Source organism: Nocardioides sp. NPDC087217, from assembly GCF_044744805.1.
GTDB lineage: Bacteria > Actinomycetota > Actinomycetes > Propionibacteriales > Nocardioidaceae > Nocardioides.
This window is the reverse complement of the sequence record NZ_JBIUZB010000003.1, coordinates 658,495-683,222: the sequence shown is the minus strand read 5'-3', so window position 1 is coordinate 683,222 and position 24,728 is coordinate 658,495. Positions and strand designations below refer to the sequence as shown.

24 protein-coding genes are annotated in these 24,728 nt (G+C 68.8%); 10 read left to right on the top strand and 14 right to left on the bottom strand.

Annotated elements, in window-relative coordinates; translation table 11 throughout:
* Positions 1–68: 68 nt before the first annotated feature.
* Positions 69–515 (top strand): class F sortase, encoded by a 447-nt coding sequence (locus ACIO3S_RS17585; RefSeq protein WP_400466152.1) that lies wholly within the window; start codon positions 69–71, stop codon positions 513–515.
* A gap of 93 nt (positions 516–608) precedes the next feature.
* Here the strand turns inward: ACIO3S_RS17585 and ACIO3S_RS17580 are convergent, their stop codons facing one another.
* On the bottom strand, positions 609–1,043 hold the full coding sequence (locus tag ACIO3S_RS17580; RefSeq protein ID WP_400466150.1) for a winged helix-turn-helix transcriptional regulator: 435 nt from the start codon (positions 1,041–1,043) through the stop codon (positions 609–611).
* A 99-nt stretch (positions 1,044–1,142) separates the two neighbouring features.
* Between ACIO3S_RS17580 and ACIO3S_RS17575 the strand changes: the two genes are divergently transcribed.
* The 4 genes from ACIO3S_RS17575 (at position 1,143) to ACIO3S_RS17560 (ending at position 4,409) form a co-directional block, all read left to right on the top strand.
* Positions 1,143–1,838 (top strand): SDR family oxidoreductase, encoded by a 696-nt coding sequence (locus tag ACIO3S_RS17575; RefSeq protein ID WP_400466147.1) that lies wholly within the window; start codon positions 1,143–1,145, stop codon positions 1,836–1,838.
* A 20-nt stretch (positions 1,839–1,858) separates the two neighbouring features.
* Positions 1,859–2,650 carry a thioesterase family protein gene (locus ACIO3S_RS17570; protein WP_400466146.1) on the top strand — a complete coding sequence of 264 codons (792 nt, stop codon included), beginning with the start codon at positions 1,859–1,861 and terminating at the stop codon, positions 2,648–2,650.
* Between the two features lie 64 nt (positions 2,651–2,714).
* Positions 2,715–3,881: an acetyl-CoA C-acyltransferase gene (locus ACIO3S_RS17565; protein WP_160028420.1), complete on the top strand. Its 1,167-nt coding sequence runs from the start codon at positions 2,715–2,717 to the stop codon at positions 3,879–3,881.
* A gap of 6 nt (positions 3,882–3,887) precedes the next feature.
* Positions 3,888–4,409, top strand: coding sequence for a PaaI family thioesterase (locus ACIO3S_RS17560; protein ID WP_400466143.1), 522 nt, complete (start codon positions 3,888–3,890; stop codon positions 4,407–4,409).
* Between the two features lie 19 nt (positions 4,410–4,428).
* Here ACIO3S_RS17560 and ACIO3S_RS17555 read toward each other — a convergent pair whose 3' ends face one another.
* A complete protein-coding gene (locus tag ACIO3S_RS17555; protein ID WP_160028416.1) occupies positions 4,429–4,983 on the bottom strand; it encodes a hemerythrin domain-containing protein in 555 nt (184 codons plus the stop codon).
* Between the two features lie 69 nt (positions 4,984–5,052).
* Positions 5,053–5,451 carry a DUF5709 domain-containing protein gene (locus tag ACIO3S_RS17550; RefSeq protein WP_400466139.1) on the bottom strand — a complete coding sequence of 133 codons (399 nt, stop codon included), beginning with the start codon at positions 5,449–5,451 and terminating at the stop codon, positions 5,053–5,055.
* Positions 5,452–5,575: 124 nt separating this feature from the next.
* Between ACIO3S_RS17550 and ACIO3S_RS17545 the strand changes: the two genes are divergently transcribed.
* Entirely contained in the window at positions 5,576–6,856 is a 1,281-nt protein-coding gene (locus ACIO3S_RS17545; protein ID WP_400466136.1) for a cation:proton antiporter, read from the top strand.
* A 16-nt stretch (positions 6,857–6,872) separates the two neighbouring features.
* On the opposite strand, the gene ACIO3S_RS17540 is transcribed toward ACIO3S_RS17545, so the two are convergent.
* A complete protein-coding gene (locus tag ACIO3S_RS17540) occupies positions 6,873–7,118 on the bottom strand; it encodes a hypothetical protein (protein ID WP_400466133.1) in 246 nt (81 codons plus the stop codon).
* Positions 7,119–7,295: 177 nt separating this feature from the next.
* Here ACIO3S_RS17540 and ACIO3S_RS17535 point away from each other — a divergent pair, with 177 nt between their 5' ends.
* Positions 7,296–8,795: an MFS transporter gene (locus tag ACIO3S_RS17535; protein WP_400466130.1), complete on the top strand. Its 1,500-nt coding sequence runs from the start codon at positions 7,296–7,298 to the stop codon at positions 8,793–8,795.
* Positions 8,796–8,832: 37 nt separating this feature from the next.
* Here ACIO3S_RS17535 and ACIO3S_RS17530 read toward each other — a convergent pair whose 3' ends face one another.
* The 3 genes from ACIO3S_RS17530 to ACIO3S_RS17520 form a co-directional block, all read right to left on the bottom strand.
* The gene (locus ACIO3S_RS17530; protein WP_400466127.1) at positions 8,833–11,100 is read right to left on the bottom strand and encodes an FdhF/YdeP family oxidoreductase; all 2,268 of its coding nucleotides are present in this window, start codon (positions 11,098–11,100) and stop codon (positions 8,833–8,835) included.
* Positions 11,101–11,167: 67 nt separating this feature from the next.
* On the bottom strand, positions 11,168–12,940 hold the full coding sequence (locus ACIO3S_RS17525) for a BCCT family transporter (protein ID WP_400466124.1): 1,773 nt from the start codon (positions 12,938–12,940) through the stop codon (positions 11,168–11,170).
* Between the two features lie 130 nt (positions 12,941–13,070).
* Complete coding sequence (locus ACIO3S_RS17520; protein ID WP_400466121.1) at positions 13,071–13,601, bottom strand: RidA family protein; 531 nt, start codon at positions 13,599–13,601, stop codon at positions 13,071–13,073.
* A gap of 62 nt (positions 13,602–13,663) precedes the next feature.
* Between ACIO3S_RS17520 and ACIO3S_RS17515 the strand changes: the two genes are divergently transcribed.
* Positions 13,664–14,959, top strand: coding sequence for an anthranilate synthase component I family protein (locus ACIO3S_RS17515; RefSeq protein ID WP_400466118.1), 1,296 nt, complete (start codon positions 13,664–13,666; stop codon positions 14,957–14,959).
* 79 nt (positions 14,960–15,038) lie between these two features.
* Positions 15,039–15,713 carry a GntR family transcriptional regulator gene (locus ACIO3S_RS17510; protein WP_400466115.1) on the top strand — a complete coding sequence of 225 codons (675 nt, stop codon included), beginning with the start codon at positions 15,039–15,041 and terminating at the stop codon, positions 15,711–15,713.
* Positions 15,714–15,771: 58 nt separating this feature from the next.
* Here ACIO3S_RS17510 and ACIO3S_RS17505 read toward each other — a convergent pair whose 3' ends face one another.
* From ACIO3S_RS17505 to ACIO3S_RS17495, 3 genes are all read right to left on the bottom strand, one after another.
* Positions 15,772–16,938: an FAD-binding oxidoreductase gene (locus tag ACIO3S_RS17505; RefSeq protein ID WP_400466112.1), complete on the bottom strand. Its 1,167-nt coding sequence runs from the start codon at positions 16,936–16,938 to the stop codon at positions 15,772–15,774.
* 19 nt (positions 16,939–16,957) lie between these two features.
* On the bottom strand, positions 16,958–18,208 hold the full coding sequence (locus tag ACIO3S_RS17500; RefSeq protein ID WP_400466109.1) for an aromatic ring-hydroxylating dioxygenase subunit alpha: 1,251 nt from the start codon (positions 18,206–18,208) through the stop codon (positions 16,958–16,960).
* Between the two features lie 266 nt (positions 18,209–18,474).
* Positions 18,475–19,257, bottom strand: a complete 783-nt coding sequence (locus tag ACIO3S_RS17495) for an IclR family transcriptional regulator (protein WP_400466106.1) — start codon at positions 19,255–19,257, stop codon at positions 18,475–18,477.
* A 236-nt stretch (positions 19,258–19,493) separates the two neighbouring features.
* Here ACIO3S_RS17495 and fdhA point away from each other — a divergent pair, with 236 nt between their 5' ends.
* Positions 19,494–20,705, top strand: a complete 1,212-nt coding sequence (gene fdhA / locus ACIO3S_RS17490) for a formaldehyde dehydrogenase, glutathione-independent (RefSeq protein WP_400466104.1) — start codon at positions 19,494–19,496, stop codon at positions 20,703–20,705.
* Positions 20,706–20,764: 59 nt separating this feature from the next.
* On the opposite strand, the gene ACIO3S_RS17485 is transcribed toward fdhA, so the two are convergent.
* The 4 genes from ACIO3S_RS17485 to ACIO3S_RS17470 are packed head-to-tail and all read right to left on the bottom strand — an operon-like array spanning position 20,765 to position 24,703.
* Complete coding sequence (locus ACIO3S_RS17485; RefSeq protein ID WP_400466101.1) at positions 20,765–22,096, bottom strand: bifunctional folylpolyglutamate synthase/dihydrofolate synthase; 1,332 nt, start codon at positions 22,094–22,096, stop codon at positions 20,765–20,767.
* Complete coding sequence (locus ACIO3S_RS17480; RefSeq protein ID WP_400466098.1) at positions 22,093–22,947, bottom strand: methylenetetrahydrofolate reductase; 855 nt, start codon at positions 22,945–22,947, stop codon at positions 22,093–22,095. The genes ACIO3S_RS17485 and ACIO3S_RS17480 overlap by 4 nt, the downstream gene beginning before the upstream one ends.
* Positions 22,944–23,822, bottom strand: coding sequence for a dihydropteroate synthase (gene folP / locus ACIO3S_RS17475; protein WP_400466095.1), 879 nt, complete (start codon positions 23,820–23,822; stop codon positions 22,944–22,946). The genes ACIO3S_RS17480 and folP overlap by 4 nt, the downstream gene beginning before the upstream one ends.
* A complete protein-coding gene (locus tag ACIO3S_RS17470; RefSeq protein ID WP_400466092.1) occupies positions 23,819–24,703 on the bottom strand; it encodes a bifunctional methylenetetrahydrofolate dehydrogenase/methenyltetrahydrofolate cyclohydrolase in 885 nt (294 codons plus the stop codon). The genes folP and ACIO3S_RS17470 overlap by 4 nt, the downstream gene beginning before the upstream one ends.
* Between the last annotated feature and the right edge of the window lie 25 nt (positions 24,704–24,728).

Here is a 24,728-nt window from a genome sequence, read left to right as displayed (position 1 = left end):
CGTCGCCGACGTCCACGTCGGCGGCCGGCGACCGTCGGGCGGGCCATCCGGAAGTAGCTGTCCAACCGATGGTGCGGTCGGCGCCGACCCGGTTGCGGATCCCGGCCATCGGCGTGAATTCAAGCTTGATGGAGCTGGGCCTCCGGAGCGACGGGAGCCTCGAGGTGCCACCGGACGCCGTTCCCGCGGGATGGTTCACCGGGTCCCCGACGCCAGGCGAGCTGGGCCCGGCGATCATCGCCGGCCACGTGCGCTGGAATGGCACACCCGGGGTCTTTCAACACCTGACCGACCTCGAGGTGGACGACGTGGTGGACATCGCACGCCAGGACGGCAGCACCGCCGTGTTCCGGGTGACCAGGATCGAGCACTTCGCCAAGAGCGCCTTCCCCACCGACGCCGTCTACGGCAACATCCCACGCGCCGGCCTGCGGCTGATCACGTGCGGCGGGCTGGACCCGGACACGAACAGCTACGAGGAGAACGTCGTGGTCTTCGCCGTCCTCGTGAGCTGACCCGGACGATCTCTGGAACTCAGGTCGCGCGGGAAGCGGTCATCGGGCATCACACCTGGTCCAAGCGAAGCTGACCCCTACTGCGCAGCCCGATCACGTCGCGGCGTCTACGATCTCGACCTCGCCGCGGCGTACGACCTCCCCGCAGGCCTTGCAGGCCAGCACGGGGTGAAACTCCGAGCCACAGGAGTGCTCGAACCTGGCCGGCGGGCCGTCGTCCCCGGCCAGGTGACGGTCGCCGAACTCGCGCATCGTGGCGATGATCGGCGCGAGCGACCGTCCGAGGTCGGTCAGGTGGTATTCGAACCTCGGCGGGCGCTGCTCGTACTGGACCCGCGTCACCAGTCCGTGGGCCTCGAGCCGGCGTAGACGGTCGGTGAGGATGTCGCGCGGGCCGCCCGTGAACCGGGCGATCTCCTCGAACCGGCGGCTTCCGAGAAACAGCTCGCGAACGACGAGCAGGGTCCATTTGGAGCCGACGAGCTCGAGCGTCCGCGCCACCGAGCACTCACGTACCTGCGTCATCATGGTTCGATCCTAATCGAGTTGGAAAACCAAACCAACCCGAGTACGTTGGAAAAACCAACTCATCGGAGCGGCGCCCGCGCCCTCGAACAGGAGAACCACATGCCCACTCTCGCGAACGCGGTCGTCCTGGTGACCGGGGCGAACGGCGGACTCGGCACCCATTTCGTCAACCAGGCGCTGGAGCGCGGCGCCGCCAAGGTGTACGCCGCGGCCCGCAAGCCCCGCGAGTGGAACGACCCGCGCATCGTGCCGCTGAGGCTCGACGTGACCGACCACGACTCGGTCGCCGAGGCGGCTGCGGCGGCCGAAGACACCACGGTCGTCATCAACAACGCCGGCGGCTCCAACGGCGCCAGCGTGACCGGTGACCTGAGCGCCGCTCGCGACCTCTTCGAGACGAACTTCTGGGGAGCGCTCGACGTCACGACCACCTTCCTGCCGTCGCTGCGCGCGAGCAAGGGCGTCGTGCTCAACGTGCTGTCGGTCCTGAGCTGGTACGGCATCGGCGACGCCTACAGCGCCACCAAGGCCGCGCTGTGGTCGGCGACCAACACCCAGCGCCTCGCGCTGGCCGGCGACGGCATCCACGTCGCCTCGCTGCACCTGGGCTACACCGACACCCCGATGACGGTCGGCATCACCGACCCTAAGAACGATCCGGCAGACGTGGTCCGCAGCGCCTACGACGGCCTGGAGGCCGATGCGTACGAGATCCTCGCCGACCAGGTGAGCGCCGACGTCAAGGCCGGTCTCGCCCAGCCGATCGAGGCGCTCTACCCGCAGCTGGCCCGCTGACCCACGCCCAGGAGACGCTGATGACCCTCGAGTTCGACGCCTTCTACCTACCGACCGACGACGACGGAACCTTCGAGTCGACCCCGGCGACGGCAAGCCCCTGGGACCACTCGTTGCAGCACGGCGGCCCTCCCGCCGCCCTGCTGGCCCGGGCGATCGAGTCCGTACGCTCCGACCCGGCCCTCTCCATCGCCCGTTTCACGGCCGACATGCTCGGCGGCATTCCTCAGGGAACCATGCGCGTCGAGGCGCACGTGGTCCGGCCGGGTCGTCGCGTCGAGCTCGTCGAGGCCTCGCTGTGGGCCGGTGACCGGCTCGCCGTCAAGGCGAGCGCCTGGCTGATCCGGGCCACGCCGGGGTCGACCCGCGAGCACTGGCGTCCGGAGAAGGTCCCCGACATCCCGCCGGCCTCCTCCGAGCGCTTCTTCGACGGAGTCAGCCCGGACTGGGGCTACGGTCGCGCCATCGACTGGCGGTTCATCAGCGGGGGTTACGAACCCGGCCCGGCGGCGGTGTGGGCGCGCCTGCGTGTCCCGCTGGTCGCCGGCGAGCAGGCCTCGCCGGTGCAGCGCCTGCTCACCCTGGCCGACTCCACCAACGGCCTGTCCGGCTCGCTGCCGATGAGCGAGTGGTACTTCATCCCGCCGACCGTGACCGTCACCATCGAGCGACCGCCCACGAGCGAGTGGATGCTGCTCGACGCCCGCAGCACCATCGGTCCCGACGGCATCGGGCAGGCACACGGCGACATGGCCGACGAGCACGGCACCTTCGCCACCGTCGCGCAACCGCTGATGGTCGCGCCTCGCTGACCATCGTCCACGCACCACCCCAGGACCCCCTCAACCGACCTCTCGAACACGAAAGAAGACCACCATGCCGAACGCTGTGATCGTCGACGCCGTCCGTACGCCCGTCGCCAAGGGCAAGCCCGGCGGCGCCTACTCCGAGATCCATGCCGTCGATCTCCATGCCCACACGCTCGCCGCGCTCGTCGAACGCACCGGCATCGACCCGGCCGTCGTCGACGACGTGATCAGCGGCGCGGTCGGGCAGGTCGGCGAGCAGTCGGGCAACACCGCCCGCTGGGCCCTGCTCGGCGCCGGGTTCCCGGAGTCGGTCCCCGGCGTCACGGTCGACCGGCAGTGCGGCAGCTCGCAGCAGGCGCTCCACTTCGCCGCACAGGGCGTGATCGCCGGGGCGTACGACGTGGCCATCGCCTCCGGCGTGGAGTCGATGAGCCGCGTCCCGATGGGGTCGCAGTTCCTGGGCAAGGACTTCTACGGCAGCAAGGTGAACGCCCGCTACGACGGCGGCCTCGTCCTCCAGGGCATCTCGGCCGAGCTGATCGCCAACAAGTGGGACCTCTCCCGCACCGAGCTGGACGAGTTCGCGGCCGAGTCGCACCAGCGGGCCGCGACGGCATGGAAGAACGGTCACTTCGACTCGCAGGTCACCTACGTGAACGACCTGCGCGTCGACGAGACGATCCGGCCGTCCTCCACGGCCGAGTCGCTCGCAGGCCTTCGCCTGGCCTTCAAGGACGAGAGCTCCGTGGCCAGGTTCCCCGACATCGACTGGCGCGTCACGGCCGGCAACAGCTCCCCCATCAACGACGGCTCGGCCGCACTCCTGGTCGCGTCCGAGGAGGCCGCCGCACGCCTCGGCCTGACCCCGAGAGCACGGGTCCACTCCTTCGCGGTCGCCGGCGACGACCCGATCTTCATGCTCACCGGCATCATCCCCGCGACCCAGAAGGTGCTCGCCCGCGCCGGGCTCTCCATCGACGACATCGACGCCTTCGAGGTCAACGAGGCCTTCGCCTCGGTCGTACTCGCCTGGCAGAAGGAGACCGGTGCCGACCTCGCCAAGGTCAACATCAACGGCGGCGCCATCGCCATCGGTCACCCGCTGGGCGGCTCCGGCGCTCGGCTGATGACCACGCTGCTGAACAACCTCGAGCAGACCGGCGGCCGCTACGGCCTGCAGGTCATGTGCGAGGCCGGCGGCCTGGCGAACGCCACGATCATCGAGCGGATCTGAGCCGCCATGACCCAGGACACGACCTCCGAGCAGTCCCGAGCGGTACGCGAACGCACCTACTCGTGGGCCGACCCACAGCTCTTCGCCACCGCCGCCCGGGAGCTCGACGGGCTCGACTTCTTCAAGCAGCTGGGCGACAGCGAGCTCCCGCCGCCACCCATCAACGCGACCCTCGGCATGGCTCTGGTCGAGGTCAGCGACGGCCGGGCCGTCTTCGAGCTCACGCCCGAGGAGTGGCACTACAACCCGATCGGCACCGTGCACGGCGGCATCCTGGCGACCCTCGCGGACTCGGCTCTCGGGTGTGCGGTCCACACCAAGCTGAAGGCCGGCACCGGTTACACGTCGCTCGATCTGACCATCAAGTTCACCCGCGCGGCCACGCTGGACAGCGGCACGCTCACCTGCGTGGGACGCGTCGTGACCATCGGACGTCGCGCCGCGACCGCCGAAGCCGAGATCACCGACGAGACGGGCCGCGTCGTCGGTCACGCGGTCGCGACCTGCCTCATCATGGCGGGGAGCTGACGGCTTCGGCGGTTGCGCGTCAGCTGTCGGCGTGCTGATCGAGCGTACGCCGCAGGTCCTCCTTGCCCTTGTCCCCGACGGGGATGTCGGCGTTGGCGGCCTGGCGGCGGAGCTCATCGCGGGTGATGTCCTGGGGCATGTCACCGAGGTGCTCCTGGCGGCTCTTCAGGAACGCCTTGCCCAGCTCGGCACGGCGGGCGTCGTCGAGACGGTCGCGAATGCCCGGCAGCACGGTGCTCTCCTCCTCCTCGACGTGGTGGGAGACCGCCTCGACCACCTCCGCCAGCTTGTCGCCGTACTCCGCTGAAAAGGGGTCGCACTCGCTGAGCTCGGCGAGGAGGCGGTCCGCCAGCAGGTGCTCCTCCTGACTGTGCGCGACGTCCTCGGCCTCCCCCGCCTCGTCCCGGGCGACCGGGTAGACCTCAGCCTCCTCGGCACGGCTGTGTGCGGCCAGGAGCGTCACCAAGATCGGGGTCAGCCCGGCTCGTACCTCCGGATCTCGCTGAAGCTTCTCGAACAGGCTCTCCACCTCACGGTGGTCCTGCATGATCAGGTCGGTCACGTCTTCGGACACGGCAGCTCTCCTCTGCACTGAAAAGGGATCCGGCCGCTCACCGGTACCCCCGAATGCGCAGAATCAGCCTCAGTCAGGCGGCTCGTCGACGATGTGCACGGCCGCTTCCTCGGCGGAGGCGCCGGCACCGTCGATGCCCTCGTCGTGTCCGATGAGCTTCCCCTCGTCGTCCTCCCGCACGCCCTCGTCGGGGCTGGTGAGCCGACCGGAACGGGCCTCGCCCACCTCCCCGGTCACCGGACCGTCCAAGATGTCGGCGTCAGCCTCCGCCTCGGCCTCCTCCCAGACCTCCGGCTCCTCCTGAGTGCGCCGTTCGTCGATGGTCTCGCCCTCGATCTCCTCCCGCGGCGTCACACCCTTGGCGGTGACACCCCGCGGCCGCTCGGGCGGCGAATAGCCCTCGTCCAGGACATCGTCGACACCGCGGTCGTCGAGGGTGTCCTCCGGCTGAAGCTGCTCTTCACTCATGACTCGACCGGTAACCCCCGACGCGACCTCGCATGCTCCGCGAGTCGGTTGGTTCGTACGTAACCTGGTTCGGGGAGGCTGGCCGTGCTGGACCTGCAATGCGACGAATCGGGGCGACGTAGCTATGACTGCCGACCTTGCCTACGTGGTGATCGGCGCCAGCCTGCTGCTGGCCATCGTGCTTCCCGACCTCCTCAACCGGTGGGCGATCTCGGCTCCGATGGTGCTGGTCGGGGTCGGGATGCTGATCGGGCTCACGCCGCTCCCCGATGGTCTGCCGCTGGACCCGCAGGCCAACCGGGCCGCGATCGAGCACGCCACCGAGCTGGCCATCATCGTGGCGCTGATGGGCGTCGGCCTGGCGCTCGACCGGCCGCTCGAGCTCCGCGATCCGAGGACCTGGGGCCGGTGGTCGTCCACCTGGCGGCTGCTGGCGATCGGGATGCCGATCACCATCGCCGCCATCGCGGTTCTCGGGTGGGCCGCCGGACTGGCACCGGCCGTGGCGATACTCCTGGGCGCGGCGCTGGCGCCCACCGACCCCGTGCTCGCCTCCGACGTCCAGGTGGCCGGCCCGCAGACCGGTGACCACGAGGTCGACGAGCGCGACGAGCTCCGGTTCACCCTCACCTCGGAGGCGGGCCTGAACGACGGCCTCGCCTTCCCGTTCGTGTACGTCGCGATCCTGCTCGCCACCCAAGGAGCCGTCTCGAACTGGGCGCTGGAATGGGTCGGCTTCTACCTGGTGGCCAAGATCGTGATCGGCGTCCTCGCCGGGCTGGTGGTGGGGAAGGTCCTCGCCTACGTCGCGTTCCGGTCCAGCAGCCGGTCCCTGCGCGTGGCCGAACGCGGCGAGTCGCTGCTCGCCCTCGCGGCCCTGATCGCGTCGTACGGCGTCGGCGAGGTTCTCGGCGGCTACGGCTTCCTCTCGGTCTTCGTCTGCGCCATGGCCTTCCGTTCGGCCGAGCGCTCGCACGACTATCACGCGGCCATGCACGAGGTGGCCGAGCGGCTCGAGCGCCTGCTGACCCTCTTCGTACTCCTCGTTCTCGGGATCGCGCTCACGCGAGGCCTGCTCGAGGCTCTCGACTGGCGCGGGATCGCCATCGGGCTGGCGCTGATCCTCGTGGTCCGTCCGGCCGCGGGGATCCTGGCCCTGGCGCCGTGGCCGGACCGAGGAGAGCGTACGTCGCCTCTCACCCGGCACCAGCGCTGGGCCACGGCGTTCTTCGGTGTCCGCGGGGTCGGGTCCGTCTACTACCTCGCCTACGCCGCCGGGCAGGACGAGGCCCTGGCTCAGGACTGGCTGTGGTCGACGGTCGCCTTCACCGTCGTCGCCTCGGTGCTGATCCACGGAGTCCTCGCCACCCCGGTGATGGCGCGCGTCGATCCCGCCCGGGGATGACCACGAGGGGCGTACGTCAGGCGGGGCCGCCTTCGCCGCTGTCGGCGGCGAGCAGGTCGACGTCGACGTCCTCCTGACGCGAGATCCGGTCGGTGACGAGCTCCTGCTGCTCCTCGGTGAGGGTCACCCCGGCCTCGTGCAGCGCCTTGGCCAGCTCTTCCCGGATGGTTCCCTCGGGTGCGGTCTCCTGCCATGCGTTGACCCGTTCGACCACACCTTGGAGTGCCTGTACGCGTGCTTCGTCCTGGTTCATCTCAGTCATCTGCACGCGGTACCCGCCCTGGGCGAGGACATGCCGCAGACGGGTCAGGCCTGCGAGCGGGCTGGCCTCGGGATCATCCCTACCGGAGGAGGACACGACCCGCCGCGGCGGCCACCGTGGTTCCTGTGGTCGACGCATGGCGTCCCGCAGTCGTTCTGACAAAGGTGAGGGGTACCGATGAGCAGCACCGAGGTGGCAAGCCGAGCAGGTGGTGTCCTCCTCGTCACCTGCCTGTCGACCCTGGTGGTCAACGCCAACACGTCGGCGGTGAGCATCCTGCTCCCCGCCATCAGCGCCGATACCGACATGGATGTCACCACGCTGCAGTGGGCCGTCACGGGCTACTCGCTGGTGGGTGCCGCGACCATCGTGACCTCCGGCTCGTTGGGCGACGAGTTCGGCAGGAAGCGCATCTTCCAGCTCGGTCTGCTGCTGTTCATCGCTTCGTGCGTGCTGATCGCCCTCTCCGACTCTGGTGCAGCCGTCATTGCCGGGCGATGCATCCAGGGTGCATCCGGCGCGACGATCCTGGCCTGTGGCCTCAGCCTGCTCACGGTCGGCACACCTGAAGAGGGCAAGCTGCGGGCGGTCTCGCTCTGGGGCGCGGCGGCAGGCGTGGGTGCTGCGGTCGGGCCGCTGCTCGGGGGTGTCCTGGTCGAGCTGACGAGCTGGCAAGGTCTGTTCTGGCTCGACGCCGGCGTCGCGGCGGTGTGCATGGCGATGACCGCACGCATGGTGACCGAGTCCCGCGACGAGGACCGGCCACGCTCGATCGACGTCGGTGGCAGCGTGCTGGTCGCCGCCACCCTCACCCCGATCATCCTGGCGCTCAGCGAAGGCAGCGACTGGGGGTGGACGTCGTTGGCCACGCTCGGGTGCCTTGCCGTGGCCGTGGTGTCGGGATTCGCCTTCGTCGCGGTGGAGAAGCGGGTCGCCGTCCCCATGCTCGACCTGGCCCTGCTGCGCAACAGGGTGCTGGTCGCGTCCACGATCGCCATCCTCATCGGCGCCGGCACCATCAACGCGCTGATGTACCTGGTGAGCCTCTACTTCCAGGACCCGAGCACGCTCGGGCTCAGCTCGCTGCAGGCCGGCCTGGCGACACTTCCTGCCACCGCCGGCCTCGTCGCGGTTGCTCCCTTGGTGCCACGGGTCGCGGCGCGGTTCGGCGGTCGCCCGGTGGTCGGAGCCGGGTTCGCACTCACGGCGATCGGCTTCGGATGGATCGGCTTCGTCGAGGGCTCCTGGGGGTACGGCGCGTTCGTGCTGCCGCTCGTCGCGGCAGCGATCGGGATGGGCCTGTCCAACGGGCCCGCGACGTCAGCGTCGACCGCATGTGTCTCGGCGGCCCAGGTGGGGGCCGCCTCAGGTGTCTCCAACATGGCACGGTACGTCGGCGCAGCCGTGGCCACGGCGCTCGCTGCGACGATCTACGGGAACGTCATCGCCAGCCGGACCGCTGAGGGCCAGTCCAATGTCGATGCCCTGTCCTCCGGCCTCGCCGCCGCGTCCTGGGTGATGGCGGTGTTCAGTCTCGCCGGTGTCGTGATGGCCGTGGTCATGGGGCGTCACCGGGTCGCCCGGGGCACCATCGCCGACTCGGGCGCCGCGGCCGCTGCACACATGCACACCCTGCCGACCTCGGCGACACCGACGTCGGCCGGAAGGACACCCTGACGCCACGACGGCACGTTCGCCGCACCGAGAAGGCCTTTCACGACTCTGCCGGCCCGGCGACCTCCAAGCGCACCACGACGCCCTTCGAGGTCGGGGTGTTGCTGCCCTCGGCAACGCTGTCGAGCGGCACGAGCACGTTGGTCTCCGGATAGTACGCGGCCGCCGAACCCCGGCTCGCCGGATAGGCGACCAGGGTGAACCCCGGGGCGCGCCGCTCGACCCCGTCCTCCCAGACCCCGACGATGTCGACACGGTCGCCGTCGGACCGACCCAGCTCGGCGATGTCGGCCGGGTTGACCATCACGATGCGGCGAGCGTGGTGGATGCCGCGATAACGGTCGTCCATGGCGTACGGGATGGTGTTCCACTGATCGTGCGAGCGCAGCGTCTGCAGGATCAGATGACCCGGCGGGGCCTCCAACCACGTCAGGTCGTTGCGCGTGAAGACGGCCTTGCCGCTCGGCGTCCGATAGACACCGGAGTTGACCGGGTTCGGCAGAACGAACCCGGTCGGATTCTTGATCCGCTGGTTGAAGTCCTCGAACCCCGGCACCACTCGTGCGATCCGATCGCGGATCCGGCCGTAGTCCGCCTCGAAGTCCGCCCAGCGGATGCCGTACCGGCCACCGATCGTCGCCTGGGCCAGGCGCGAGATGATCGCGACCTCGCTGAGGAGATGCTCCGAGGCGGGCTGGAGCTTGCCGCGGGTGGCGTGCACGGAGCTCATCGAGTCCTCGACGGTGACGAACTGCTCACCGCTGGACTGGACGTCGATGTCGCTGCGGCCCAGCGTGGGCAGGATCAGCGCGGTCTCCCCGACCACCGTGTGCGAGCGGTTCAGCTTGGTGGAGACCTGGACCGTCAAGCGGCAGTTCCTCAACGCGGCCTCGGCGACGTCGCTGTCCGAGATCGCTCGGACGAAGTTGCCGGCGACGCCCACGAAGACCTTCGCCTTCCCGTCGCGCATCGCCCGGACACCGTCCACCGAGTCGTACCCGTGCTTGCGCGGTGGGTCGAACCTGAACTCGGCACCCAGTGCGTCGAGGAAGGAGTCGGGCATCTTCTCCCAGATGCCCATCGTCCGGTCGCCCTGCACGTTGGAGTGACCGCGGACCGGGCAGACCCCGGCTCCGGGCTTGCCGATGTTGCCCCGGAGCATGAGGAAGTTGACCACCTCGCGGATCGTCGGCACGCCGTGTTTGTGCTGGGTCAGTCCCATCGCCCAGCAGACGATGACCGAGCGGCTGGCCAGCACCTGCTCGTGGACCGCCTCGATCTCCTCGCGGGTCAAGCCGGTGGCCTCGAGCGCAGCCTCCCAGGTGATCGTGCGGGCGTGCTCGGCGAAGGCGTAGAACCCGGTCGTGTACTCCGCGATGTACTCCCAGTCCAGCACTCCGCCGCCCTCGGCCCGGTCCGTCTCGAGCAGACGACGGTTGAGCATCTGGAACAGCGCGAGGTCACCACCCGGGCGGATCTGCAGGAACTGATCGGCGATCTGGGTGCCGCGGCCCACCACTCCGCGGGCCTTCTGCGGGTTCTTGAACCGCATCAGTCCCGCCTCGGGCAGCGTGTTGACCGCGATCACCTTGCCGCCCCGCTGCTTGGTCTCCTCCAGCGCTGACAGCATCCGCGGATGGTTCGTGCCCGGATTCTGGCCGACCACGAACACCAGGTCCGCGTTGTAGATGTCGTCGAGCTGGACGCTGCCCTTGCCGATCCCCAGCGTCTCGTTGAGCGCCGAGCCGCTCGACTCGTGACACATGTTCGAGCAGTCGGGCAGGTTGTTGGTGCCGAACGCGCGGGCGAAGAGCTGGAGCAGGAACGCGGCCTCGTTGTTGAGCCGGCCCGAGACGTAGAACATCGCCTCGTCGGGAGAGTCCAGGCCGTTGAGCTCCTGAGCGATGGTGTGGAACGCGTCCTCCCAGGTGATCGGCTCATAGTGCGTCGCACCTGGCCGCTTGACCATCGGCTCGGTCAGCCGGCCCTGCTGGTTGAGCCAGTAGTCGGACTTCCCGTCCAGCTCCGAGACCGGGTGACGCGCGAAGAACTCGCGCGTCACCCGGCGCGACGTCGCCTCGTCGGCGATGTGCTTGGCACCGTTCTCGCAGTACTCGTTCCGGTGCCGGTGACCCGGCTCGGGCCAGGCACACCCCGGGCAGTCCATCCCGTCGGGCTGGTTGAGGTTCAACAACGTCAACGCCGTACGCCGCACCGATGTCTGCGTCAGCGAATACTCGATCGCCTTCCGCACCGCCGGCACGCCGGCGGCCCAGGTCTTCGGCTCGGTGACACTGAGTGCGTCCACCGGTTCTTCCACGGCGTACGAGCCGTTCGCGTCTTGTTTCACCTCAACCGTCCCTTCGCGACTCGAGCTAGCTAGCCGACAGCTCGGTGTCCTCGTCATCAGCCGATTCGTCGGCGGGCGCATCGGGATCACGGGAGACCTTGATGACGAAGTCGTCACCGTGCTCCGAGACCCCGTAGACGACGGCCTGCTCGACGGCCCTGGAGGCGTACTGGGCACGCACGACCAGCGGGTCCTCCCGGAGGTCCTTCACCAGGGACACGCACAACGCGATCATGACCAGCACGAACGGGACCGCCGCGACGATCGTGATCGTCTGCAGCCCGCTCAGCGCGTCGGAGCCGCCGACTAGGAGCATCACCGCAGCAACGGCACCCGTGGCGACACCCCAGAAGATCACCGTCGGCCTGCCCGGCTCGATGGAGCCGCGCTCGGAGAGCGTGGCCATCACGATCGATGCCGCGTCCGCGCCCGAGACGAAGAAGAGCGCCACCAGGACCATGACCACCACGCTTGCGGCCGTGGCCAGCGGGAAGGACCCGAGGGTCGTGAACAGCTGGGTCTCCACACCACCCGCGCCGGCGATGTCCACACCCTTCTGCTGCAGGTCGATGGCCGCGCCGCCGAAGACGGCGAACCAGACCAGGCTCACCAGCGACGGCACGAGGAGCACACCGGTCACGAACTGGCGAATGGTGCGGCCGCGCGAGATCCGGGCGATGAACATGCCGACGAACGGCGTCCACGAGAGCCACCAGGCCCAGTAGAAGACCGTCCACCCCGACAGCCAGGCGGCGGTCTCGGATCCCTCTGCCGACGTACGCGCCGACATCATCGCAACCTCCTGGAAGTAGCTTCCTACGGTTGTCGGGATCAGGCTGAGGATGAAGACGGTCGGACCGACCAGGAAGACGAACAGGGCGAGCCCGACGGCGAGCACCATGTTGATGTTCGAGAGCCACTGGATCCCCTTGGCGACACCCGAGACCGCCGAGAAGACGAACGCGACCGTGAGCACGGCGATGATGGCGACCAGGATGCCGTTGCCCGTCGTACCGAGCCCGCCGACGATCTCGAGTCCGCTGCGGATCTGAAGGGCGCCCAGGCCGAGCGACGCGGCCGACCCGAAGAGCGTCGCGAAGATCGCGAGCATGTCGATGACCTTCCCGCCTGCGCCGTGCGCGTGACGCCCGAGGAGCGGCTCGAAGACCGAGCTGATGAGCAGGCCGCGGCCCTTCCGGAAGACGCTGTACGCGATCGCGAGCCCGACCAGGGCATAGATCGCCCACGGGTGGATCCCCCAGTGGAAGAGGGTCGTGGCCATGGCCGTCTGGATCTTCTCGGACTCACCGTCGCCGACAGAACCCGGCGGAGGTGTGATGTAGTGGCTGATCGGCTCGCTGACGCCGTAGAAGATCAGCCCGATCCCCATGCCGGCGCTGAACATCATCGTGATCCACGAGACCGTACGGAACTCCGGCTCCTCGCCGTCGCGGCCGAGCGGGATGTTCCCGAACTTGCCGAACGCGAGCCACAGCACGAAGCCGACGAAGGTCGATGCCGCGGTGACGAAGAGCCAGCCCAGGTTGGCCATCACCCAGGACAACGACTTCCCCGAGACCGACGCCAGCGACTCCGTGCTGACGAATCCCCAGACCAGGAAGGCGATCGCGATGACCGCGGTCACCCCGAAGACGACGCGATCAAGACCGCCGGCATCCTTGGCGAGTTCCTCAGGAGGACAGTCGAGGGCCGGATGGGTCGGGCTTCCGTTCTGGCCGACCGATTTGTGGCGCGGCGATACCGGGGAAAGGTCGCCGCTACGTGCAGATGATCTCATGACGCACTCCGATCAAGAGCTCTTGGGATGAGCAGCATCTGTCGGTGCCATGAAGGCTCCGGGTGGCGGCACGACAGTGGGGCGCTACGCGGCCAGACGCTGATATACTAGTTACCTTATATGTGATGCATCACACAAGGCAAGGGTCGATCTCGACGACGAGCTCGACCTCCACCGGCGCATCCAGGGGCAGAGCCGAGACCCCGATGACGGAGCGTGCGTGTCGCCCCGAATCGCCGAACACCCGGCCGAGAAGCTCCGAGGCACCATTGGCGACCAGGGCCTGGTCCGCGAAGAGGGTGCCGGATGCGACGTACACGACGACCTTGACGATCCGCTTCACCTGCCCGAGATCACCGATCTCCGACTTGATCGCGGCGAGCGCGTTGAGCACGCACCATTGCGCACAGGCCTGACCGTCGGCGACACCGAGAGCGTCTCCGACCCGGCCGGTGGCGAGAAGCTCGCCCTCCCGGATGGGCAGCTGCCCCGAGGTGAAGACGAGCGTTCCCGCGCGCACCGCCGGAACAGGAGCCACGGCGGGCGCGGCCTCACGAACGGACAGGCCGAGCCCGGCCAGCACCACGTCCTGTGCCGACGCGGCCGCACTCGGCCCCCGAGGGCTCAGCAGCCGCAGCACCCGGCCCGAACGATCCGTCATAGGCTGACCCTATCACTGATATACTAGTTGTCGTTAGTGTGAGTTTTAGAGAGCTGGCGCACATGCACGACGTTGCTCCGGGGGTCGTGGACATCCACCCGACCACGAAGATGACCGCCGAGGAGCGCTTCGCCGAGATGGCGAAAGCCGAGCCCCGCTGCTTCTGGCTGGACGCTGGGCCCGGGCAGACCTCCCGGTCGATCATGGGGGCCTTGTGCGACGACGACATCTCCCTCACCTACGACGCCGGGCGAGGCGAGGTGCTTCGACACCGCGGCGGAGAGGTCAGCCTGGTTGGCACGGACATCTTCACCGTCCTCGGGGACGAGCTCACCCGCACGCCCCCGGACGAGATCTGGGTCGGCTACTTCGGCTATGCATGTCGTCCGGACCTCCCGGCCAGGGCGCGTCACGCGGGTCAGCCCGGAATGCCTGACGCGATCTGGATGCGCACCCGCAACACGACGATCGTCGACCAGCCGCCCGCACACTCGGCGCGCCCCACCGTGCGGCTCCCGCCTCCGCAGTCGGTGAGCACCGCCCCGACCGCCTACACGCGAGCCTTCGACGAGGTGCAGCGGGAGCTGCGGGCCGGCAACACGTACGAGGTGAATCTGACGCACCGGATCGAGGTCCAGGACGCCATCGACCCGGCCGTCGCGTACCTGCGTCTGCGCGAGCTCAACCCGGCTCCGTACGCCGGCTTCATCCAGCATCACGGGTTCCGGCTGCTCAGCTCATCACCCGAGCGCTACGCCACGATCGACCGCAACCGGTGGATCGAGACCCGGCCGATCAAGGGCACCACCCCGCGTGGCACGTGCGCCGACGAGGACGAGGAGCTGCGCCGGGACCTGGCGTCGAACCCCAGGTTCCGCGCCGAGAACCTGATGATCGTCGACCTCCTCCGCAACGACCTGGCGACGGTGTGCGAGCCCGGCACGGTGACGGTCCCGTCGTTGATGGCGGTCGAGTCCTACGCCTCGGTGCACCAGCTCGTGACGACCGTGCGCGGCCGGCTGCGTGACGACGTCACCGGCATCGAGGCGCTGCGCTCCCTCTTTCCGGCCGGCTCGATGACGGGCGCCCCGAAGCTGCGGACCATGGAGATCATCCGCCGCGTGGAGACCACCCCGCGCGGCGTGTACTCCGGCGCCTTCGGATGGATCGCACCTGACGGCCGGGCAGATCTCGGCGTCGTGATCAGAAGCCTCACGACCCCTGGCAACGGCACCTGGGAGCTCGGCACCGGGGGCGGAATCACCGTCCATTCGACCGCTCAGGACGAGTACACCGAAACGGGCTGGAAGGCAGAACGGCTCCTGCGGGTGTTCGGCACGCCGTTGCGACGTAACTGATGTATCAGACTAAGATGGTAAAAAGCGGCAGAGGATCTGATGCCGACGAGCCGGAGCGGACAAGTGGGGCAAGAACTCAATGACAGTTGACGAGATTCTGGCGGCAACGGCGAATCCCCCCGCCACCTCGCTCGCCGATCAGGCCTACCAGTACATCCGCGAGCGCCTGGTGATGCTCGACATCCGCCCGGGTGCGCCGATCAACGACGGCCAGATCGCAGAAGCGATCGGCATGGGGCGTACGCCTGTCCGGGAAGCGATCAAACGGCTCGAGGCCGATCACCTGGTCCACTCCTTTCCGCGCCGCGGCACCTTCGCCACGACCATCGACGCGACCGAGCTCAGCGCGATCGCCGAGATCCGGCGCCAGCTCGCCCCGTACGCCGCCCGCGCGGCCGCGGAACGCGCGACGACACAGCAACGTGAGCAGATGCGCGACCTCGCGGCCCAGATCGGCAAGGGCAAGCTGGGCGACGGTGATCGCACCTCCCTGATGCGCGTCGACAAGGCGGCGCACGGCCTGATCTACCAGTCGAGCGGCAATGCCCACCTCGAGGACATCCTGATCAGGTACGACAACCTCGCCATCAGGATCTGGTGGATGGTGATCGATCGCCTCCCCGACCTGGCCCACCACGTCCTCGAACAGGCCCAGCTCCTCAACGCAGTCGCAGACGGCGATGCCGACCGGGCCGAGAAGCTCACCCTCGAGCACATCGGCAGCTTCGAGCGCGAGATCCGCCAGGTTCTCTGACGCCGCAGGTGGCTGTCGGGCCGGGGACGACCCGACAGCCAGCGCTGCGTACGCCTCCTCAGCAGTCCAGCTGGATGTCACCCAGAGGCTTCGAGCAGCAGATCAGCACCTTCTGGTTGGCGATCTCCTTGGGCCGGATGCCGCCGTTGTGCTGCATGTCGACCTCCCCGGAGAGCATCGACACCTTGCAGGTCCCGCACATGCCCTGACCGCAGGCAGCCATCGGCCGCATGCCGGCCGCGACCGCCGCCTCCAGGATGGTCTCGTCCGGGCCACAGGTGATCATCCGGCCGCTGCGCGCGAACTCGACCGAGAACCCGGCTCCGGCCTCCTCCTCGGCATCCTGCTCGACGGGCGGTGCCGCCGTCGGAGCAGGGACCGCGGGAGCGCCGAAGTCGAAGCTCTCCTCGTGGTACATCTCCATGTCGTAGTCGAGCTCTTCGAGCAGCGACTTCGCCGCCGCCATGTAGCCCGCCGGACCGCAGATGAACGTCTCGCGCTCGTTGAGGTCAGGGGCCAGGATCTCGAGGACGGGCTTGGAGATGCGTCCCTGCAGACCCATCCAACGCTCGGTGGGGGCATCGCCCTCACAGATCTCCACCACTCGCAGGTTGGGCATCAGGCGTGCCATCGCCTCGAGCTCGCCGCGGTAGATGATGTCAGCCGGCGTACGCGCGCTGTGCACGAAGAGGATGTCCGCCTCGGAGCCGAGGTCGTACAGCGTCCTCGTCATCGACAGCACGGGGGTGATGCCGCTGCCGGCCGAGAGGAAGAGGTACTTCGGCGCGTCCTCCTCCGGCAGGACGAACGCACCTGCCGGAGCGTGCATCGAGATCCATGCCCCGGGCTCGAGGTTGTCGTGGAGCCAGTTCGAGACCACACCGTCGGCGACCCGCTTGACCGTGATGGCCAGCCGGTCCGGCCTGGTCGGCGGCGAGGCGATCGTGTAGCAACGGGTCATCAGCTCGCCGTCGATCTCGACCCGGATGGTGATGAACTGGCCCGCCTCGAAGTCGAAGGGACGTCGCTCGGGGGTCGTGAAGACGAAGGTCTTCACGTCATGGGTGACCGCCAGAACCTGGCTGCACACCAGGTCCATCACGTCGCTCTCGGCCCAGCAGGGCTCCAGCATCCGCTTGCTGCGTACGGGCGCCGGGCGGCCGTTCTGCAGCCCGAACGAGTTGGGCTCCGACACCTTGGGGATGTCGGTCTCCATGATGCTCATCTCTGCTCCCGGGCTCCGGCTAGGCGTTGGCTTGGACGCGTTGGACGTACCAGGTGACGAAGGCATCGACCTCTCCTTCGACCACGGAGTACGGACCGGGTACGTAGCCCGGGTCCGCCACTCCTCGCTGCGTGCCCTCGACGAGGACGCGGTCCTGGTCGTTGGTGGCGCGCCACACGGAGGTGAGCGACTCGACCGAGTAGTCGACTCCTTCGACGGCCTCCGGGTTCACCAGCCACGTCGTCCGGACCAGCGTCCGGTCGACCGCGAGCGGGATCACGGAGAAGACGACGGCGTGGTCACCGAGGAAGTGGAACCACGAGTTGGGCTGCATGTGCAGCGACAGGTCCCCGAACCTCGGGTCCTCGATGGACCCCATCAGCTTCGCGCACAGCTGCTGGCCATCGGGGCCGAACGAGGCACCCGCGCCGTCGAGCGGCAGGTGGGAGATCTGGAACGCCGTCGTACGGCCCTCGAGCTCGCAGCGCTCACCGACGGGGAAGCCGATGGCCTCGCAGGCCTTCTCCAGCTCCGCCTGCGCCACCTGGTAGCGCTCGAAGGTCGACTGCATGCGCGGCGGCACGTCCTCGGCCTCGTAGCGGCTGATCGGGAAGTACGCCGTCACCAGCTCGGGGTGGGAGGCGTCGCAGTGGTGACACTCGCGGTTGTTCTCCATCACCAGCTTCCAGTTGCCCTCCTCGACGATGTCCGTCTGGTGGGCGACCTTCGCCGAGGCGAGCGAGTAGGGCTTCAGGTAGGGCTCGATGAACTCGGCGACCTCGTCGAAGTCGGCCGGCGGCTCGTCGGCCAGGCAGAGGAAGACCAGTCCACCGACCGCGCGGACGTTGACCGGCTTGAGCCCGAACTTGTCGTACTCGAAGGTGCCCGGCTGCGACTCGGCGAAGATGAGGCTGCCGTCGACCCGGTAGGTCCACTGGTGGTAGGGGCACACGATGTTGCCGATCGAGCCGCAGGCGGACTCGAGCAGTCGCGAGCCACGGTGGCGGCACACGTTGCGGAAGGCACGGACGTTCTCGTCGTCGTCGCGGACGACGATCACGGAGTGAGCGCCCAGATCGACCGTGACGTAGTCACCGGGGTCCGGAATCTCGGCCTCGGCGACAGCGAAGATCCAGTGCTGGCCGAAGATGACGTCGAGGTCCTGCTCGTAGATCTCCGAGCTCGTGTAGAAAGGTGCCTCCAGGCTGTAGCCGGATGCTCGCCTGTCCGCCAGGGACGCCAGATCCTCAGGCGTCGATTCGATGCTCATTCGCGTCACGTTGATGTCTCCCACGCTCAAACCGGGCAGATTCCGGGTTCAGATACGGCGGTCCGCCAGACGGCGGTTGTTTCACTCTGCACAACTACTGCGTAGCGTGAAACGATTCTGCCGCGCCGAAGAAGACGCTGTCAACGGATCGATCTGGATTCGCCAGCAGGATTTACACGGGCTTTACGACGTACGCGAAGTGGCCCGCATGCACGAGGCATGCGGGCCACTTCGAGAGTGCCGATCCGTGTCTCGGCAGGCGCAGATCACTCAGCCTTGGGGAAGCCGTTCCGCTCGGAGATCGCAGCAGCGGCGGCCAGCACGTGCTCGGCCAGCTCGGGCACCTTCTCGGACGTGATGCGGAACGACGGGCCGGAGGCCACCACCGCGGCGATCACCCCGCCGCCCAGGGAACGGATCGGCGCGGCGACCCCGGTGAGACCGATCTCGTGCTCGTCGGCCGAATAGGCGTAGCCCAGCTTCCTGACCTCGGCGAGCTGCTCCTCGAGCAGCGCCGGGTCGACCACGGTCTCCTCCGTGTAGCGCTCGAGCCCGCCCTCGAGGATCCGTCGGCGGTCCTCCGGCGACATGGTCGCCAGGAAGACCTTGCCGGACGCAGTGGTGTGCAAGGGGCTCCGCTGCCCGACCCAGTTCACCGATGTGATCTCGGCACTCCCGATCACCTGGTCGATCGTGATGGCCTCCTCGCCGTCGTTGATGACGATGTTGACGGTCTCACCGACCGCGTCGGCCAACGCCATACAGATCGGGCGACTCGTGACCGAGATGTCGTGTTTGCGGGTCGCGCCGGCGGCCAGCTGGATGACGCCATAGCCGAGCTGATAGTGCCCCCGAGTCGCGTTCTGCTCCACCAGCCCGCGCGCCTCGAGGGTGGCCAGCAAACGGAAAACCGTTGACTTGTGCACCCCCAGTTCTTCGGAGATCGGCGTGACTCCGACAGCCCCCCGACGGGCGAGCACCTGGAGGATGGAGATGGCTCGGTCCACTGAGTGAACGGTCGTGCTCCGTGTTTCGCTCGTGTTGCTCATGCTGAAACAGTATGCCTCCCTGTCAGATTCTCCCCTTCGCCCCTACCGCCGGGTAGCCGCGGCGCGAGCCATCAGACGCCTCCGTACGAGCCCAGAAATCGGTCGGAACAGGGTCTTGATGCCGACGCCGTCGACGGTCTAGTTTGTTTCATATAGCGCTCTTGTTTCGCTATGAGAAACATCCCCGCAACTGAGCAAGCTGGACGCCCCCATCCGGGGCAGGAAGAAGAGACGCCATGGCAGACAACAGAGTCGTCGTCTACAAGGGGCCGGGCGAGGTGGCCGTCGAGTCCATCGAGTACCCGAAGCTGGAGCTCCCCCAGGACGTCGTGAGCGGCCTGGGCATCAAGCGCGCCGCGCCGCACGCGGTGATCCTCAAGCTCGTGACCAGCAACATCTGCGGCAGCGACCAGCACATGGTGCGCGGCCGGACGACCGCCGCCGTGGGTCAGACGCTCGGCCACGAGATCACCGGCGAGATCGTCGAGATCGGCGACGACGTCCTCTTCCACGAGGTGGGCGACATCTGCTCGGTCCCGTTCAACATCGCGTGCGGTCGTTGTCGCATGTGCAACGAGGGCAAGACCGGCATCTGCCTCAACGTGAACCCGGCGCGGGCCGGCGCGGCGTACGGCTATGTGGACATGGGCGGCTGGATCGGTGGCCAGGCGGAGTACGTCATGGTCCCGTTCGCCGACTTCAACCTGCTGAAGTTCCCCGACCGCGACCAGGCCCTGGAGAAGATCCTCGACCTGACGATGCTCTCCGACATCTTCCCGACCGGCTACCACGGTGCCTACACCGCCGGCGTCACCACCGGGTCGACGGTGTACGTGGCAGGCGCAGGCCCGGTCGGGCTCGCCGCGGCGTACTCGGCACAGCTGCTCGGTGCCGCCACCGTCATCGTCGGCGACATGAACGCGGACCGGCTCAAGCAGGCCGCCAGCTTCGGCTGCGCGACCGCCGACCTGTCCTCCGGTGACGCCCTGGCGGACATCATCGCGGACATCGTCGGGGAGCCCGTCGTGGATGCGGCGATCGACGCGGTCGGCTTCGAGGCCCGCGGCCACGGCCGAGACGCCGCCGAGCAGCCGGCCACCGTCCTCAACGACATCATGGACGTGGCGCGCGCGGGTGCTTCCCTCGGCATCCCCGGCCTGTACGTCACCGGCGACCCGGGCGCCGTCGACGACGCTGCCAAGCAGGGCCAGATCGGTGTCCGGCTCGGTCTGGGCTGGGCCAAGTCGCACACGTTCGTCACCGGCCAGTGCCCGGTGAAGCAGTACAACCGCCAGCTGATGAACCTGATCCTCGCCGACAAGGCCCACATCGCCGACGCCGTCAACGCGAAGGCCATCAGCCTCGACGAGGCGCCGGAGAGCTACGCCGCGTTCGACCAGGGCGCGGCCACCAAGTACGTCATCGACCCGCACGGCATGGTGAGCTGACGCAACCGGACAGCTCGACGGTCCTGCCCCTGGCCATGTCGGCCGGGGGCAGTACCGGTTCACCCACCCAACAGGCGTCGCGCCTCACCCACGGTGACGACGGAGCCGGTGACCAGTACCCGAGCCGGCGCTTCCTCGTCCGGGGAGAGGGCCAAGGCCTCCCTGGTCGCTTCGAGGAGCGCATCGGCGAGGCTGTCGATCTCCAGAACCCGATCAGCGCCGAGGACTCCTCGAGCCGCGGCCGCGGTGTCGCGAGAGGACAGTGAACGCGGACTGCTGTTCCGGGTGCAGATCATCGTCGTCACGACGGGGTCCAGCTCCGCGAGCATGCCCTCGAGGTCCTTGTCGCCCATCGCGGCGACCACGGCGACGGTCGGCCGCGTGCCCAGATCGGTGAGGCCGGCCGCCAGTGCCCGGGCACCGTCGGGGTTGTGGGCTGCGTCGAGGATCACCGCGGGGGTGCCGGGCAGCACCTCGAGCCGCCCGGGCGAGCGGGCCGAGCCCAGCGCCCGTCGCAGTGCGTCCAGCGGGATCACGTCTCCCAGGAGTGCTTCGATGCTCGCGATCGCGAGTGTCGCGTTGTGCGCCTGGTGGCGGCCGTGAAGCGACAGCGGGATCTCGGGATAGTGACCGGCGAGGCCGTTGACCGAGATGATCTGTCCATCGCCGAACGCTCGTCTGCCGCTCAGGCGGAAGTGACGGCCCTCGACCATGAGCCTCGCGAGATGCGCGTCGGCGTGGGCTCGGAGGAGCTGCTCGACATCTGGGGTCTGCCGAGCCGTGACGGCCAGCGCCCCCGGCTTGATGATCCCGGCCTTCTCGGCCGCGATGTCGAGCCTGGTCGGACCCAGGTGATCGACGTGGTCGAGGCCGATGGGGAGGATCGCGGCGACCGGGGCGTCGATGACGTTGGTCGCGTCCCACATGCCGCCCATGCCGACCTCGACCGCCGCGACGTCGATGCCGGCCGTCGAGAACGCCTGGTAGGCCATGGCGACAGTCATCTCGAAGAACGACAGCGGAGTGGGACCCTCGCGGTCCACGGCCTCGGCCGCGGAGAGGACATCGCGGTAGGCCTGGACGAAGCCATCCTGCGGGATCGGCCGCCCGCCGATGCTGATCCGTTCCCGGATGTCGGCGAGATGAGGGCTGGTGAACCGGCCGACCGTCGAGCCCAGCTCGAGCAGGATCGCCTCCACCATCCGCGCGGTGCTCGTCTTGCCGTTGGTTCCGGTGATGTGGATCGACCGGTAGTCGCGCTGTGGCCGGCCGAGCGCGTCTGTCACCGCTCGGATGCGCTCCAGGGACGGGGCGATCCTGGTCTCGGGCCAGCGGGCGAGGAGTCGCTGCTCCACCTCGTCGACGTCGAGGCCGACGTCGAGGCCGGTCACTGGGGTTCTCCGCCCAGGCGCGCCAGCAGGTCGCGGCGCCAGGTCTCGGTCTCGGCGACCTGGTTGAACGTGAACAGGTGCAGACCGGCGATCGCGGCTTCCGGCCCGTCCAGGTCCGGCGCCGCACGGGTGAGGAACCGCTCCGGCGAGTAGCCACCGGGCGCGGCGATGCGCGCGAACATGCCCTTGTTCTTGGCGAGGAACCGCGTCGACTCCCCCACCCCGATCTTGGTCGCCATGGTGAGGAGCTTGGCGGGCTCGACCGGGCCGGGCAGCCCGACGATGATCGGCGTCGTGACGCCTCGGGCGCGCACGCGACGTACCCAGTCGGTGAGGGCTCTGTCGTCGAAGGTGAGGTTGCTGACGATCTCGGTGGCGTGGTGGCGCTTGTCCCACATCGCCTGCACGAGACGGTCGTGGATGATCGTCGGATGGTCCTCGGGATAGCCGGCGACACCGACGTGACTGAACGGGTCGCCGAGATCGACCAGCGCCTCGAGGAGCTCCAGCGCACCGGGGAACGCGCCGGGGCGCTCCGCGTCGCCGGCAGGTACGAAGACCTTGTCGATGCGGGCTGCCTTCAGACGAGCAGTGATCTCGGCGAGCTCGGCCCGGCTCGAGACCATGCGGGCGGCGAGGTGTGGCACGACGTCGTAGCCGTGCTCGGCGAGCCGGATCGAAAGGTCCACCGTCTGCTCCAGGCCCTTGGCCGGCGAGGCGGTCACCGTGAGCGTTCGGCCTGCGGGAAGGGTGCTCGTGACGACGTCCTCGATCGAGGCGGTGGGAAGGACCTCGTAGCGAGCGTCGAGCAGCAGCCTCCGGACGGTCGCGGCGGCCGAGCGACGGCTCATCGCTGGCCGGCCCGGACCGGTTCGGCCGCGACCGTGGTCCCACGCAGGCGGGCAGCCACCCGAGAGGCGGCGGCGGCGCCGGAGACCGAGTGGACGCGTACGCCCCACGCTCCCCCGGCAGCGGCGATGGCGGCCACGGCGTCGGACGCCTCGTCCCGGTCCGCGGCGACGTCCGGGGCCCGCCGTCCGTACGCGGCGGCCTCGGCGAGGAACCGCTTGCGGGAGGCCCCGACGAGGACGGGGAACCCGAGGTCGCGCAGCGCCGGGAGGGCCGCGAGCAGCTCCCAGGACTGGGCGGCGTTCTTCGCGAACCCGAGACCGGGGTCGAGGACGATGCGCTCAGGACGTACGCCGGCGGCGAGCGCGGAGTCGACCCGGCCGCGGAGCTCGGCGCAGACGTCGCCGACGACCGAGTCGTAGAAGCAGAAGTCGTCCATCCGCATGGAGTGGGCGCGCCAGTGCATGAGTACGCAGGTGACCTCCGCCTCGGCCAGGAAGGGCAGCATCCTGGGATCGGCGAGCCCGCCGGACACGTCGTTCACGATGACGGCCCCGGCCGCGACGGCTCGCTGGGCGACCGAGGCGCGCATGGTGTCGACCGAGACCGGCAACCCCTCCCGGGCCAGGGCCTCGATCACCGGGATCACGCGGGCGATCTCCTCGGTCGCGCTGACCCGCTGGGCACCGGGCCGGGTGGACTCGCCGCCGACATCGAGGAGATCGGCGCCGTCGCGCATGAGCTCGAGGCCTCTGCGTACGGCGGCGTCGACGTCGAGGAACCGGCCGCCGTCGGAGAACGAGTCGGGGGTGACGTTGATGATGCCCATCACCTGGCAGCGCTGGTCTACCTCGGCGAGCAGCTGCGTGGCACTCATGTCAGAGCCCCGGCGATCGCCTCCCTGGCAGCCAGCTGCTGTTCGGCGATCTCGACGATGTTGGTCAGCAGCATGGCCCGGGTCATCGGTCCGACCCCGCCGGTGGCACCGCTCATCTTGCCCGCGACGACGTCCACGTTCGGATCGACGTCGCCCAGGATGCCTTCGATGGTGCGAGTGATCCCGACGGACAGGACCGTGGCGCCGGGGCTGACCCAGTCGGGCTTGACCAGATGAGCCACACCCGCCGCCGCGACGATGACGTCCGAGGCCCGGGCGTGGGCGGCGACGTCGCGGGTCTCGATGTTGCACAGCGTGACGGTGGCGTGCTCGGTGGGTCGGGTGAGCATGAGCCCGAGCGGCCGGCCGACGGTCAGACCGCAGCCGATGACACAGAACCGCTGTCCGGTGATCGGCACGTCGTGCTGCCTCAGGAGCTCGATGATCCCGCGCGGCGTACACGGCAGCGGAGCAGGAGTGCCGAGCACCAGCTTTCCGAGATTCGTGGGGTGAAGCCCGTCGGCGTCCTTGTCCGGGTCGATGAGCTCTAGGACCCGATGGGTGTCGACGTGGGGCGGCAGGGGCAGCTGGACGATGAAGCCGGTGCAGGTCGGATCCTCGTTGAGCTGCTGCACCGCTGCCTCGATCTCGGCCTGCGACGCGCTGGCGGGGAGCTCGATCCGGATGGAGGCGATGCCCACCTCGGCGCAGTCGCGGTGCTTGCCCGCGACGTAGGCGCGGGAGCCGGGGTCGTCACCGACGAGGATGGTGCCGAGGCCGGGGTCGATCCCGGCTTCGTGCAGTGCCTTCACCCGCACGGCGAGCGCGGTCTTCAGATCAGCAGCAACGCGCTTGCCGTCGATCTTTGCAGCGGTGGTCATGCACTTCTCCTTCTCGCGAGACCCG

Coding starts and splice junctions, on each gene's coding strand:
- ACIO3S_RS17585 (WP_400466152.1), top strand. CDS start 69: ATGGTGCGGTCGGCGCCGACCCGGTTGCGGATCCCGGCCATCGGCGTG.
- ACIO3S_RS17580 (WP_400466150.1), bottom strand. CDS start 1,043: ATGATGACGCAGGTACGTGAGTGCTCGGTGGCGCGGACGCTCGAGCTC.
- ACIO3S_RS17575 (WP_400466147.1), top strand. CDS start 1,143: ATGCCCACTCTCGCGAACGCGGTCGTCCTGGTGACCGGGGCGAACGGC.
- ACIO3S_RS17570 (WP_400466146.1), top strand. CDS start 1,859: ATGACCCTCGAGTTCGACGCCTTCTACCTACCGACCGACGACGACGGA.
- ACIO3S_RS17565 (WP_160028420.1), top strand. CDS start 2,715: ATGCCGAACGCTGTGATCGTCGACGCCGTCCGTACGCCCGTCGCCAAG.
- ACIO3S_RS17560 (WP_400466143.1), top strand. CDS start 3,888: ATGACCCAGGACACGACCTCCGAGCAGTCCCGAGCGGTACGCGAACGC.
- ACIO3S_RS17550 (WP_400466139.1), bottom strand. CDS start 5,451: ATGAGTGAAGAGCAGCTTCAGCCGGAGGACACCCTCGACGACCGCGGT.
- ACIO3S_RS17545 (WP_400466136.1), top strand. CDS start 5,576: ATGACTGCCGACCTTGCCTACGTGGTGATCGGCGCCAGCCTGCTGCTG.
- ACIO3S_RS17540 (WP_400466133.1), bottom strand. CDS start 7,118: ATGACTGAGATGAACCAGGACGAAGCACGCGTACAGGCACTCCAAGGT.
- ACIO3S_RS17535 (WP_400466130.1), top strand. CDS start 7,296: ATGAGCAGCACCGAGGTGGCAAGCCGAGCAGGTGGTGTCCTCCTCGTC.
- ACIO3S_RS17525 (WP_400466124.1), bottom strand. CDS start 12,940: ATGAGATCATCTGCACGTAGCGGCGACCTTTCCCCGGTATCGCCGCGC.
- ACIO3S_RS17520 (WP_400466121.1), bottom strand. CDS start 13,601: ATGACGGATCGTTCGGGCCGGGTGCTGCGGCTGCTGAGCCCTCGGGGG.
- ACIO3S_RS17515 (WP_400466118.1), top strand. CDS start 13,664: ATGCACGACGTTGCTCCGGGGGTCGTGGACATCCACCCGACCACGAAG.
- ACIO3S_RS17510 (WP_400466115.1), top strand. CDS start 15,039: ATGACAGTTGACGAGATTCTGGCGGCAACGGCGAATCCCCCCGCCACC.
- ACIO3S_RS17505 (WP_400466112.1), bottom strand. CDS start 16,938: ATGAGCATCATGGAGACCGACATCCCCAAGGTGTCGGAGCCCAACTCG.
- ACIO3S_RS17500 (WP_400466109.1), bottom strand. CDS start 18,208: ATGAGCATCGAATCGACGCCTGAGGATCTGGCGTCCCTGGCGGACAGG.
- ACIO3S_RS17495 (WP_400466106.1), bottom strand. CDS start 19,257: ATGAGCAACACGAGCGAAACACGGAGCACGACCGTTCACTCAGTGGAC.
- fdhA (WP_400466104.1), top strand. CDS start 19,494: ATGGCAGACAACAGAGTCGTCGTCTACAAGGGGCCGGGCGAGGTGGCC.
- ACIO3S_RS17480 (WP_400466098.1), bottom strand. CDS start 22,947: ATGAGCCGTCGCTCGGCCGCCGCGACCGTCCGGAGGCTGCTGCTCGAC.
- folP (WP_400466095.1), bottom strand. CDS start 23,822: ATGAGTGCCACGCAGCTGCTCGCCGAGGTAGACCAGCGCTGCCAGGTG.
- ACIO3S_RS17470 (WP_400466092.1), bottom strand. CDS start 24,703: ATGACCACCGCTGCAAAGATCGACGGCAAGCGCGTTGCTGCTGATCTG.